The following is a 12,024-nucleotide window of genomic DNA, read 5'->3' as shown; positions in this document are numbered from 1 at the left end:
GGTTTGTGGCTGGCCGTGGGGGGAGGGGGGGCGGTTTGCCTGGAGCGCCGCCAGCGGTGCCGGGCGGGCCGAAGTGTGGCGTGCCCGGCGGCGCAATGGGGCGGCGCTTGCGGAGGCCACCGCCTTGCACGGCATCTTTGAACCCATGACGACGGATGGGACGACCGTTCAACAGGCGGGGCGGTGGCGTTGTTGGGCCGAAACTGGCCCGGGGTTGCCACCGCGGCTTTTGTCGGTGGGAGGCCGACGGGCGGAAGCCCGACATATACCCCCCCTGGGTATATGTGCTTGCCTCGCAAGCTCGGCCGACTATTAGTGTCCCTGGGGGCACTTAATTAAAGCCCCGCCAGGGCGAAGCCCTGGCCCACCGCCCGGCCCCGCTTTTACCACCTCTTGCCTTTGCTTTGCGCGCGAGGGCTGGATCCCAAAAGGGAGAGAGGGGCCGGGGGGTGGGACAACCGACAGGCCGAACGGCCTGGCGGTGGCGGGGCGACAGGGCGTCAGCGGCAACCAGGTTTTCCCCGACTGTGGAGCTGGGCCGCCGCGTGGGTGTCGTGGCGGACCGGCGGACGTCTCCAGGGCGGGGGTTTTTGACCGAGGCGGGGGAGCCGAGGAAATGGTTGGAGGGCGCTAGCCCGGAAACCACCGAACCAACCGGAGCGATCCGCTGGGGTTCTTTTTCCAACACGCCAAGCGAGCCGGGCGGCGGCGCGGGGGTTTCGTGCCGACGCGCGGCGAGCGACCTTCCGGCGTTTCCGCCGGAGCGACCCGCCGGGTTTTCTTTTTCCGGAACCGAACCAAGCGCAGTGGGTTTTTCCGGTGCTGTTGGTTTTGATGTTCACCGGGTTTTGGTTTTTCGGATCACCAGGCGAATCGATCCCGGGACGCGGACGTTATGCGTTCGTGATGTCATTGCTGATGGTGGGGTGGCGATACGTCACGATGGGCGGCCCGGGTATAGCGGTCACAAATTCAAAGAAGAGGCGGAAGATGAAAAAAACGCGAACCCATGCGGTGGGCCTGGCGGCCGACGGATGTGGCGGCTGAATCGGCAGACAAGGCCCCTTAATCCGGGTCCTACCCGTTGGGAAGGTCGCGGCTTCCTTCGCCGCTCCACCACCGAGCCTTGGTGTGGCCACGCGGCATGGCCGCCCCAAGGCCAGCGGGCCCGCAATCGCGGTCGCAATCACACCGACGGTTCAAATCGAAAACTTGGATGGCCGCAGATAATATTGCCCTGTCAACAAATAGTTGTCCCAAAATTTATGTGCGATGTTTGGGTAGGTGATGGTCACGATAAGTTTGGGCGGCTTCTGATATGCCGAATATTTTTCAGATATTTTCGAGTGATTTTGAGACGAGATGTTGTTTAAGTTGTGTTGTTCTGGAGAACACTCATGAATATATATAATATTCAACGTTTCCTAATTGCCCGGGGAGCTTTTTAAAGAAAAGGGAATTCGCCCTTGGCTAATACCTAATTAACTAAATGCGTCCCTCTAACGCTGGATCTTTGAGATTCTGGGGGGTGAAATTTCCCTTGGGCTACTTGATTTCTTGTCCCTTGGACCCCCTTCGGGCATGGGAAATTTTTTAATTAAATGGTCCTGAGTAAAATAATCGTTATAATTCCCCGTTGGTTTGGGGATAACTAGGAGGGTTCAAAATGAAATTATGGGTGTATGCGAGTGTTGTGTTCCTGGGGGTGGGGTTGATGGGGTGCAACCGGAATATGGGAAGCCGGTTGACGGAAGGCAGGGCGGGATCCGAGGCGGCTGTGGCCCCGACGAGTGTAGAGGAAGCTGTTACCAAAGGCGTGGCGGAATCAGTGGGCGCTCTTATTAGTCAGGATTTAGCCGCCAAGGCGACGGCAATGGTTGATTGCAGTACGGGGACGCGCACCGCGACCTTTCAATGGGTGGATGTCCCGCCCAGCGTTTACGGTAGCACGCGCACCTATACGTTTAACGGAGTACAATATACAACCTCTTTCCAGAGCCGATCGACGGGTGGGCGGCTTCGCTTTAGTAACCATTACAATGGGACCTGTCTGACGTTTTCCAATTATGACACCGGAAAATTAAAATACGAAACAGAGTTGACCTCCATCGGTTCCAATGGGGATGGCTATGTATCCTACCAAGAATCAACCTACACTTATTGGAGCACCGGCATTGCCTATGTTGTCCATTACAACTGGGGGCAGATAACGAACGGTAAGGTTTTTGGTGATACCAGAACCTACACGGGGTTCATTAAATACGCGAGCTGAGGGGTACGGGATTAGGAGCTCTTTTGTGATCAATAGGATTAACTAGGGATTTCCGCTGGGAACATTCCCTTGTCTCTTGTCTAAGTGACAAAGGACAAAGGGGACGTACTTAGTTAATTAGGTTATTGACTTCGCAGGGGTTGCTTGGTATCTTTCATTTCATGCCGCGCCAAGCACGCCTTGATTCCCCCGGACTCCTTCACCACGTGATCGCTCGGGGTATCGAACGGCGGTCGATTTTTTACTCATTGACCGATTACGTGGATTTTTTGTCCCGCATCGAAATCAACCATTCGCTATACCCCTGTCAGATCTTCGCATGGGCTCTCATGCCAAACCACTTTCATCTCTTGATTCGCTCGGGGGCGCAGGGGATCTTCCCATTTATGAAGCGGCTGATGACGGGTTACGCCGTCTCGTTTAATCACAGACATAAGCGGGCCGGACATTTTTTTCAAAATCGATATAAATCGGTAGTCTGTGAGGAAAATTCGTATCTCCTTGAGCTTGTTCGGTACATTCATTTAAACCCCTATCGGGCGAAAATAGTCAAAAACATGCAGGAACTATCAGTGTTCCCTTACACGGGTCATTCTGTGTTGTTGGGCAAGAAGCCATGCTCTTGGCAAAATAGGGAAGAGGTCTTGTCGCTATTCTCTAAGGATTCCTCGTCGGGGATCAAAGGTTACATCCGATTCATGATGGAAGGGGAAAACCAAGGGGCCCGCCCCGATTTGATGGGGGGTGGTCTGATTCGGAGTCAAGGGGGAATTCGAGCGGTTCTGTCAAATAGGCAGAGCGGTGCCCGGGAAGCCTACGATTCCCGGATTTTGGGGTCGGGAGATTTTGTCAACGACGTTTTAAGGCTGTCGGAAAAGAAAACTGAGTTGGAGTATGAACTTAAAAGGAAAGGGGTGGGGATTACTGATGTTGCAAAGAAGATAGCAACCGAGGAAGGGGTGGAAGAAACGGATCTGTATGGTCGAGGGCGGACGAGGGCCATATCTCGGGCAAAGGCGCGATTGATCCATATTGGGGTAGAATATCTTGGTCGGACCAATCGTGAAATGGCCCTATTAACAAGGATGTCGGACCCGTCTGCAAGTGACGCCAGGCGAAAGGGGGCGGACCTATTTAGGGGAAAAGACATTCGCCCTTGGCTAATACCTAATTAACAAAATGCGTCCCTCTTGTCTTTGCGGTGAACGGAATCGAATTTAGATCAATTTTTTGTCAAGGAGAAGATGTCATGACCAAACTGATTATTGGAGCTAACATTCGGGCGAAACCCGACCGGATTCAGCTGGTCAAGGCTGAGCTTGAGAAGCTGGTTCCGATTACACGTGCTGAAAAAGGGTGCATTCAGTATGATTTACACCGGAACAACAATGATCCAGCCCATTTTATGTTTTATGAAATATGGGAATCGCGCGAATTGTGGCAGGCGCATATGAAGGCTCCGCATCTGGTCGCATACCGGCAGGCCACCGAGAGTGTTGTAGAGGAATTCAGACTCGATGAGATGACCCGGAACCTTTGACCAACCCCAGAGACCTGGAGGTTTCCCCTATGAAAGCTGTTGCGCTTACACATTATCTTCCCGTTGATGATCCGAAGGCGTTTATTGACGTGGAACGGCCCATGCCCACGGTAGGGGGGCGCGATCTTTTGGTTTCCGTTAAGGCGGTGTCTGTTAATCCGGTTGACACTAAAGTTCGCAAGCCAAAAGCACAGGTTGAAGACCCGCCCCGTATTCTGGGTTGGGACGCCAGTGGGGTGGTGGAGGCCATTGGCCCGGAGGTCACGCTTTTTAAACCGGGGGATGAAGTGTATTACGCGGGGGATATCACACGACCCGGATCCAACGCGGAATTTCAGTTGGTGGACGAACGTATTGTAGGGTTCAAACCGAAGAGTCTTGGTTTTGCAGAGGCCGCGGCCCTGCCACTCACCACGATCACTGCTTACGAATCGTTTTTTGATCGTTTGGGCATTGATCGTGACGGGGGCGACAAAGGACAGTCCATTCTCATTATTGGCGCGGGAGGGGGCGTGGGATCGATCGGAATTCAGCTCGCCAAGGCGGCCGGGCTTGTGGTTATTGCCACGGCTTCGCGCCCAGAGACGACAAATTGGGTCAAGGAGCTTGGGGCGGATCACGTGGTCAATCACCGGGAACCCATGGTTCCCCAAGTTCGTGCCCTTGGGTTTAAACACGTGGATCACATTGCGATTTTCAAGGACATGCTCCATTGGGAGGCAGCGGTTGAACTGATCCGGCCCCAGGGGGGAATTGTCACAATTGATGACACCAGCCTTCCGATGCCCATGGAAGGAATGAAAATAAAAGCCGCCAGTCTCCATTGGGAATTTATGTTTGCACGAGCCATGTTTAAAACACCGGATATGATCGAACAGCATAAATTGCTGAACTATGTGGCCGAAGAAATCGACGCTGGGCGAATACGCACCACACTTAGTAAAGTTTTAACCCCGATCAACGCCGAAAACATTCGAGCGGCCCACGCGCTTGTTGAAACGGGACGGGCAAAAGGAAAGATCGTCGTTCAATCGTTCTAAACTATAGACCAATAGGGGACGTGAAAAGCTGTTCTGTTTAGGAGAAAAGGAATTCGGTCTCGGCCAATACCTAATTAACTAAATGCGTCCCCCTTCGTGAGGGGAAAATGAAAAAAAGTGGTCATCCGATTGGGGTGTTTGATTCGGGGGTGGGGGGGTTGACGGTGTTGCGGGCGTTGGCTCGGCTTCTTCCTTCGGAGAGTTTTATTTATGTGGGGGATACGGCTCGGGTGCCTTATGGGAGCAAGTCGCCTGAGGCGGTGCGGCGGTTTTCGCTGGAGATTGCGCTTTTCTTTCGTCGCAAAGGTGTGAAGATGATGGTTACGGCTTGCAACACGGCGAGCGCGTTGGCGTTGTCGGAATTGCGGGCGTTTATGTCGGTGCCGGTTCTGGGGGTGATCGAGCCTGGGGCACGGGCGGCTTTGGCTTCGACCCGGACCGGGCGGGTCGGGGTTATTGGGACAGAGGCAACCATCCGGAGTCAGGCTTACGATGAGGCGATTAAACGTTTGGACAAAACGGTCCGGGTGTTTGGTCGTTCGTGCCCTCTCTTTGTTCCCCTCGTCGAAGAAGGGTGGTTGAACCATGAGGTCACCCAGCGTGTGGCTTCACTTTACCTGAAACCCTTTTTGAAACATAAGATCGATGCCCTGGTTTTGGGGTGCACGCACTACCCGCTCTTGAAATCCGTTCTGCGCCGCGTGGTGGGGCGTGTGGAACTCATTGATTCGGCCGAAGAAACGGCGAAGGCCGTTCGCTCGCGGTTGGAGCAGGACGGGCTTCTTTTGCACGGGCGAAAGAAGGGTGTTCTTTCCTATTTCTCTTCCGACGACCCGCTCAAATTTGAACGGCTGGGGTCGCGGTTTATGGGGGAAGCCCTTCCGACGGTTCGTCGCATTCAACTGGGCGGCATTGACCGATGACGCGGGCGAAGGCCATTGTCCTCCTTTCCGGAGGGCTGGATTCCGCGACCGCCTTGGGCTGGGCTCAAAAAGTTAAAAAGTGGGACTGCCGCTGTCTCCTATTCAATTACGGTCAACGGCATCAACGGGAACTCCGGGCGGCCCGGGCCATCGCCAATCAGGCGGGGTGCCCCGTGCGGGAGGTTCGCTTTCGATTGCCTTGGGGTGGGTCCAGCCTTATTGATAAAAAAGTGTCGGTGCCCTCCCACTCCCTGGCGTCCATTGGTCATGGCCGATTGCCCAATACCTATGTGCCCGCGCGGAACACTATTTTTATTTCTTTCGCCCTCTCTTGGGCCGATACGATTGATGCCGAGAACATTGTGATTGGCGCCAACGCGTTGGATTACTCGGGATACCCGGACTGCCGGCCCCTCTATCTTCGGGCCATGCAGACCGCGGGCCGACAGGGGACCCGTCTGGGTGCGGAAAAGAAACGGCCGCTCCGCCTGTGGGCCCCGCTTTTACAGCTCTCCAAAGCCGACATTATTCGGAAGGGTGTGAAGCTTCACGTCGCCACTCACCTCACCTGGTCCTGCTATCAGGGAAGGGTTCGGCCGTGTGGTCTCTGTGACTCTTGCCGGTTGCGGGCGGAGGGGTTCCGTCTGGCGGGTATTCCGGACCCCGCGTCCCGACGGAATGTGCTATCCTAGCGAAGCCAAACGCACCCTTTCCTATGACAGACGAATCCCCTCCCCTGACCGAATTCCCCGCACCCCCCCTGGGGCGTGTGGCTGAAATTTTTTCCACCCTCCAAGGCGAAGGGTTGCACGTGGGTCAGCGGCAGGTCTTCGTCCGTCTTGCTGGGTGCCCTTGGCGCTGTCGCTACTGCGATACGCCGAACAGTTTGGGGTCGGAAGGGCACCCCACCCTGTCGCTTCCGGACGTTTTGGAAAAAGTGAAAGCTTTGCAAGCTGTCCGAGATCATTCCGCGGTGAGTGTCACGGGGGGAGAACCCCTGATGCAATCGGAATTTCTCTCCGCCCTTTTACCCGCGATCCGATCGATGGGATTGCGAACTTATTTAGAAACGAGCGCCACGCACCCCCACCTGTTCCGGTCCCTGGCTCCGCTCTGTGATGTGGTGGCCGCGGACATTAAACTTCCTTCGGCGATCGGTCGTGCTTTGTGGGCGGAACACGAAGAATTTCTCCGCTTGGCGGGCGATCGGGTGTTCGTTAAAATTGTTTTGACCGCCCAAACCACGGAGGATGAACTGGAAATGGCTGTAAATCTATTGTCGCGGTTAACGCCGGTGCCTCCTTTGGTTCTTCAACCCGTCACGCTCATCGGGGACCTGGAAGGTCGCCTGCTGGACGCCGAATCTGTGGCGCCTGTTCAGATTCTTCCTCCGCCACCGGCCCGGTTGGTGGGGTTTTGGGATTGGGCTCGGCAACGGATTCCCGTGGTTAAACTGGTTCCGCAGATGCATCCCATTTGGGGCTTACCTTGAACCACCGACGCGTGGCCTCGGCCCCACACGAAAAAACTGTGGATCGTCCCTTGCCCTCGGCTTCCGAAGGGATCGGGCTTCCGTTTGTGCGGCTGAAACCCCAAGAAGACCGTCGTGTTCGCCGCGGACATTTGTGGGTTTTCTCTAACGAAATTGAGCGGGCGGCGGAAGGCGTGGAGCCGGGGGCCGCGGTGGAATTTCTCACGTCTCGGGACGAGCGGTTGGGGATTGGCTTTTACAACAAACAGTCGTTGATTGCGGGGCGGCTTCTCGATCGGCGGGAAACGTCCATCGACGCTCCGTTTTTTACCGGCCGTCTTCAGCACGCGCTGAATTTACGGAAACGCTATTTTAACGACAACGCATACCGCTGGGTGCATGGGGAATCGGATGATTTGCCGGGGCTGGTCATCGATCGTTACGGCGACGTTTGCGTGATTGAATCTTTTGCCGCAGGGATGGATCGACTTCTTCCCTTGATTGTGGAAGCCGTGAAAACCTTTGGACCTTGGAAGGCGATCGTTCTTCGCAACGACGCGGCGGCCCGACGGTTGGAACATGTGCCGGAAGAGGTTCGCGTGATCGAAGGATCTCTGGAAACGCCTCACTGGTTTGAGACCGAGGGGATGACCCTGGCGGCGAATCCGTTGCAAGGGCAGAAGACCGGGTTTTTCTTTGACCAACGTTCCAATCGATCCGCCCTGGCGGCGTTGGCCGCCGGACGTACCGTTCTGGATGTGTTTTGCCACACCGGCGGGTTTGGCCTTTGGTGCGCCAAGGCCGGCGCCAAGCACGTGCTGGGGATCGACGCGTCTGCTCCCTCGTTGGAGTTGGCCCAGCGCAGTGCCGAGAAGAACGGGTGGGCGTCGCTCTGTTCCTGGGAAAAGGCGGACGCCTTTGACCACTTGACGCAATCCAAAGAGACCTACGATATCGTTGTGTTGGATCCCCCGCGGTTCGCGTCGACCAAAAAGAATTTGCCTGAAGCCATCAAGGCTTATGTGCGTTTGAATACCTTGGGGTTGAAGCGTGTGACCGGGGGTGGATTTATGGCCACCGCCAGTTGTTCTCAACATGTGAGTCGAGACGATTTTCGTCAGATTATCGCCCGCGCGGCTCACGAGTCCAACCGGAAAGTGAAAATGGTTTACCAGGGGGGGCCCGGACCGGATCATCCGGTTCGTCCTTCCATGCCCGAAACCGATTACCTCAAGTTCGCGATTCTGCACGTTGTTTGATTGTATTTGATCCATTCCTACGACAGCAATCACTAACATGTGTTCTGCCCTAAAATCTCTGTTGAACAGACTTTGTTATCGACAAGGAAGGGGGAGTGTCGAATGAGGAGCGAATCATTCCCTCTCCCCAACCCTCTCCCGCTCGCGGGAGAGGGAGGCTCTTTCAGAGGGATAAAGAGAATCGATTCTTCCGGTCGTCAAATGTTCGTTTTCAGCGATGTGAATGGTCTTCTGGGGCCGGTCAAAATCTGGCAAAATAAAACCTATGTTTAAGAAAATAAAAAATATTCATTTTGTGGGAATAGGTGGGTCCGGCATGAGCGGGATCGCTGAAGTTCTTCTCACCTTGGGCTATTCGGTGTCGGGGTCGGACGCGAAAGAATCCGACGTGACGCGCCGGTTGGCGGGAATGGGGGCGAAGATCTTTCTGGGGCATCGCGCGGACCACGTGGGCGGCGCTCACGTGGTGGTGACCTCCACGGCGGTTCAGCCGGACAACCCTGAAGTGATCGAAGCCCATGGGCAAAAAATTCCTGTTATCCCTCGGATTGAAATGTTGGCCGAATTGGCCCGGCTGAAATACACCATTGCTGTCGGTGGCACCCACGGCAAGACCACGACGACGTCGTTAATTTCACTCGTTCTTCAGGCGGGCGGTTTGGACCCCACGGTGATCGTTGGGGGGCGGATGCACAATTTGGGGACGGGAGCCCGGGTGGGCCGGGGAGAGTATCTGGTGGCCGAAGCGGACGAATCCGATGGATCGTTTTTAAAACTTGCGCCCACCCTGGCGGTTGTGACCAACATCGATGATGACCACTTGGACTATTGGGGAACCCTCTCAAATTTAGTGTCGGGATTTGAACGATTTGCCAACAAGGTCCCTTTCTACGGGCGGGTGATCTTGGGCGTGGATGATCTGGGATCTCGGAAAATTGGGGACAAGATTCGACGCCCTCTCCTCACCTACGGGATTTCCCCAGACGCGGACATCCAGGCGCGGGACATCTGTCCTGGGCCGGAGGGAACGACGTTTTCGGTGTACCGGTTCGGGACACTTCTGGGGGACATTCACTGGAATGTTCCCGGACGGCACAACGTGATCAATTCTTTGGCCGCGGTGGCGGCCGGGTTGGAGTTGGATGTTCCCTTCCTCAAAATTGCGGAAGCCTTGGCGTCGTTTCAAGGGGTGGGCCGTCGGTTGGAATGGAAGGGAGAGCGGGGCGGCGTCGCCGTCATGGACGATTACGGTCACCATCCCACAGAAATTAAGGCCACTCTTCAGGCGTTGAAAGAGCGGTTTCCCCAACGGCGAGCGGTTGTCGTGTTTCAACCCCATCGGTATTCACGCACCCGAAACTTAGCGGACGAATTCGCGGCAAGTTTTTCCCAAGCGGACGTGGTGGGGCTCCTGGACATTTACGCGGCCAGCGAGGCCCCTCTTCCCGGGGTGACGAGCGACTGGTTGGCGGAACGGGTTCGGGCCCAAGGCGTTTCCGTGACTCGCTTAACCGCCGAAACAGGGCCCGCAACACTTCGCGGGTTGGTCAAAAAAGGTGACGTTGTTCTCACCTTGGGGGCCGGTGACGTGTGGCGGTGGGGCGAACAGTTACTGGCCGCCCTCGCTCCTGCGTCTGCCCCATGACCGTTCCCCTGGCTGAAGAACTCCGATTTCTTTTCCCTTCCCTCAAAACGGATGAACCGCTTTCACGCCATACCTCCTGGGGAATCGGAGGACCTGCGGATTTTTACGTGGAAGCTAAATCACGCAACGAAGTGGAAACCCTTTTCGCTTGGACGAAGGCCAGGGGGCTCCCCCTCACGATTTTGGGGCAGGGATCGAACCTGTTGGTGAGCGATAGGGGTCTGCGCGGGGTGACTTTACGACTGCGGGGTGAATTTGAAACGTTGCGTTTCGCGGGGGACCGTGTGGTGGCGGGGGCCGGAGTCCTTTTGCCCCAATTGGCTCGCGCCGCGGCGGAGAGGGAACTGACGGGTGCCGAGCCTTTTTGCGGCATTCCCGGAACCGTGGGGGGGGCTTTGCGAACCAACGCGGGGACACCGGAAGGGGATATCGGGCAATTGGTTCGGGAAGCGGAATTTTTGGACGCGGAGGGGCGCCCACGCCGTTTAACCCGGGACGAAATTCGCTTTTCATATCGGGAGTCCAGCCTCTCCGGATTGATCCTTCTTTCCGTCGAGCTTCAATTGAGAGCGGGGACCAAAAATGATATTCTGACCGCGATGGATCGGCAGTTGAAACGCCGCGCCGAACGGCAACCTTTAGGGACCAAAAACTGCGGTTCGGTTTTCAAAAACCCGCCTGGGGACCACGCCGCCCGGCTGATCGAAGAGGTTGGGCTGAAAGGGTTTCGCGTCGGGGGGGCCCAGGTGTCTCTCAAACACGCCAATTTTATTGAGAACGTGGACCGGGCAACGGCCGCGGATGTTTACGCCATTATTGACGCGCTTCGCGGCGCGGTGCGGCAACGGTTTGGGATTGAACTGCAACTTGAAGTCTGGACGGTGGGAGACCCACATGAAACTTGATCTGTCTCTATTAAAGCGTCGGCGGATCGCCGTTCTCTTTGGCGGGGCTTCTTCGGAGCGAGAAATTTCCATCCGAAGCTCGGCCGCCGTGCGGGGCGCTCTCCGGCGATTGGGTCTTCCCCATGGGGCCATTGATTTGAGCCCCCGGGTGGCCGAGACTCTTCGTCGCCAAAAAATAAATTTGGTTTTTCTTACCACACACGGGACCACCGGAGAGGACGGGCGGCTTCAGGGTCTTCTGGATGTTATGGGAATTCCTTACACTGGGAGTGGCGTTCGCGCCAGCGCCCTTGCCATGCACAAACCCACGGCGAAACGACTTTTTGAAAGTGCCGGGTTGGCCACACCCCGTTGGACAGTGTTTCGTAAGGGGGAGGAAGCTTCCCTGGCCGCGGCGGGTCTTTCGCTTCCCCTCGTGATCAAGCCCGCGGGCCAAGGGTCGGCGGTGGGGGTCACTGTCGCGCGGACTCGGGCGGGGGTTCGGGCTGGGCTTGCGGCCTCGTGGCGGTTGGAAGACGAAGCGTTGGTGGAAGAGTATGTTTCTGGACCAGAGATTACTGTGGGATTGTTGGGGGACCGCGTTTTGCCGGTGGTCGAGATTGTGCCCAGCCATTCCTTTTACGATTTTCATTCGAAGTACGCGCCGGGCGGGTCTCGGCATTTGATTCCCGCCCGTGTATCGGAAGCGACCCGGCGGAACGCCCAGGAAATGGCGGTGGCGGCTTTTCACCTATTGGGGTGCCGCCATATGGGTCGGGTTGATTTGTTGGTGGGAAAAAACGGGCGTCCCACCCTTTTGGAGGTCAACACGTTGCCGGGGATGACGGACACCTCCCTCTTGCCCGACGCGGCCCGAGCCGCGGGGGTTTCTTTTGATTCGCTGGTGGGCACGCTCCTCACCCTTGCCCTTCGCGATTCGTAATGCCGCCGCGCCGAAAAAAGAAACACAAGGTGGTGATGCGTCGGACA

The 12,024-nt window shown here is 56.3% G+C and carries 12 protein-coding genes; all 12 read left to right on the top strand.

Features of this window, described 5'->3' with window-relative positions:
* The coding region (locus JNK54_08710; GenBank protein ID MBL8024343.1) for a hypothetical protein at nt 1–316 on the top strand (316 nt) is incomplete at its 5' end.
* A gap of 1,350 nt (nt 317–1,666) precedes the next feature.
* A complete protein-coding gene (locus JNK54_08705; GenBank protein MBL8024342.1) occupies nt 1,667–2,272 on the top strand; it encodes a hypothetical protein in 606 nt (201 codons plus the stop codon).
* 161 nt (nt 2,273–2,433) lie between these two features.
* Nucleotides 2,434–3,447, top strand: coding sequence for a transposase (locus JNK54_08700; GenBank protein ID MBL8024341.1), 1,014 nt, complete (start codon nt 2,434–2,436; stop codon nt 3,445–3,447).
* 74 nt (nt 3,448–3,521) lie between these two features.
* Complete coding sequence (locus JNK54_08695; protein ID MBL8024340.1) at nt 3,522–3,812, top strand: antibiotic biosynthesis monooxygenase; 291 nt, start codon at nt 3,522–3,524, stop codon at nt 3,810–3,812.
* 29 nt (nt 3,813–3,841) lie between these two features.
* Complete coding sequence (locus JNK54_08690) at nt 3,842–4,852, top strand: zinc-binding alcohol dehydrogenase family protein (GenBank protein ID MBL8024339.1); 1,011 nt, start codon at nt 3,842–3,844, stop codon at nt 4,850–4,852.
* Nucleotides 4,853–4,959: 107 nt separating this feature from the next.
* On the top strand, nt 4,960–5,775 hold the full coding sequence (locus JNK54_08685) for a glutamate racemase (GenBank protein ID MBL8024338.1): 816 nt from the start codon (nt 4,960–4,962) through the stop codon (nt 5,773–5,775).
* Entirely contained in the window at nt 5,772–6,467 is a 696-nt protein-coding gene (gene queC, locus JNK54_08680) for a 7-cyano-7-deazaguanine synthase QueC (protein ID MBL8024337.1), read from the top strand. The genes JNK54_08685 and queC overlap by 4 nt, the downstream gene beginning before the upstream one ends.
* A 23-nt stretch (nt 6,468–6,490) precedes the next feature.
* A complete protein-coding gene (locus JNK54_08675) occupies nt 6,491–7,267 on the top strand; it encodes a 7-carboxy-7-deazaguanine synthase QueE (protein ID MBL8024336.1) in 777 nt (258 codons plus the stop codon).
* Complete coding sequence (locus JNK54_08670) at nt 7,264–8,505, top strand: class I SAM-dependent rRNA methyltransferase (protein ID MBL8024335.1); 1,242 nt, start codon at nt 7,264–7,266, stop codon at nt 8,503–8,505. Before JNK54_08675 ends, JNK54_08670 begins: the two co-directional genes overlap by 4 nt.
* 265 nt (nt 8,506–8,770) lie before the next feature.
* Nucleotides 8,771–10,150 carry a UDP-N-acetylmuramate--L-alanine ligase gene (locus JNK54_08665; protein MBL8024334.1) on the top strand — a complete coding sequence of 460 codons (1,380 nt, stop codon included), beginning with the start codon at nt 8,771–8,773 and terminating at the stop codon, nt 10,148–10,150.
* Nucleotides 10,147–11,055 (top strand): UDP-N-acetylmuramate dehydrogenase, encoded by a 909-nt coding sequence (gene murB / locus JNK54_08660; GenBank protein MBL8024333.1) that lies wholly within the window; start codon nt 10,147–10,149, stop codon nt 11,053–11,055. Before JNK54_08665 ends, murB begins: the two co-directional genes overlap by 4 nt.
* Nucleotides 11,045–11,977, top strand: a complete 933-nt coding sequence (locus tag JNK54_08655; protein MBL8024332.1) for a D-alanine--D-alanine ligase — start codon at nt 11,045–11,047, stop codon at nt 11,975–11,977. The genes murB and JNK54_08655 overlap by 11 nt, the downstream gene beginning before the upstream one ends.
* Nucleotides 11,978–12,024 lie beyond the last annotated feature (47 nt).

It is taken from the genome of Elusimicrobiota bacterium (genome assembly GCA_016788905.1).
In the GTDB taxonomy this organism is placed as follows: Bacteria; Elusimicrobiota; Elusimicrobia; order FEN-1173; family FEN-1173; genus JADKHR01.
The sequence above is the reverse complement of the archived record's forward strand: the minus strand, read 5'-3'. Positions and strand labels throughout refer to the sequence as shown.

What these genes read in the sequence shown, in the direction of transcription:
- JNK54_08705 (MBL8024342.1), top strand. Translation starts at nt 1,667, where the DNA reads ATGAAATTATGGGTGTATGCGAGTGTTGTGTTCCTGGGGGTGGGGTTG.
- JNK54_08700 (MBL8024341.1), top strand. Translation starts at nt 2,434, where the DNA reads ATGCCGCGCCAAGCACGCCTTGATTCCCCCGGACTCCTTCACCACGTG.
- JNK54_08695 (MBL8024340.1), top strand. Translation starts at nt 3,522, where the DNA reads ATGACCAAACTGATTATTGGAGCTAACATTCGGGCGAAACCCGACCGG.
- JNK54_08690 (MBL8024339.1), top strand. Translation starts at nt 3,842, where the DNA reads ATGAAAGCTGTTGCGCTTACACATTATCTTCCCGTTGATGATCCGAAG.
- JNK54_08685 (MBL8024338.1), top strand. Translation starts at nt 4,960, where the DNA reads ATGAAAAAAAGTGGTCATCCGATTGGGGTGTTTGATTCGGGGGTGGGG.
- queC (MBL8024337.1), top strand. Translation starts at nt 5,772, where the DNA reads ATGACGCGGGCGAAGGCCATTGTCCTCCTTTCCGGAGGGCTGGATTCC.
- JNK54_08675 (MBL8024336.1), top strand. Translation starts at nt 6,491, where the DNA reads ATGACAGACGAATCCCCTCCCCTGACCGAATTCCCCGCACCCCCCCTG.
- JNK54_08665 (MBL8024334.1), top strand. Translation starts at nt 8,771, where the DNA reads ATGTTTAAGAAAATAAAAAATATTCATTTTGTGGGAATAGGTGGGTCC.
- murB (MBL8024333.1), top strand. Translation starts at nt 10,147, where the DNA reads ATGACCGTTCCCCTGGCTGAAGAACTCCGATTTCTTTTCCCTTCCCTC.
- JNK54_08655 (MBL8024332.1), top strand. Translation starts at nt 11,045, where the DNA reads ATGAAACTTGATCTGTCTCTATTAAAGCGTCGGCGGATCGCCGTTCTC.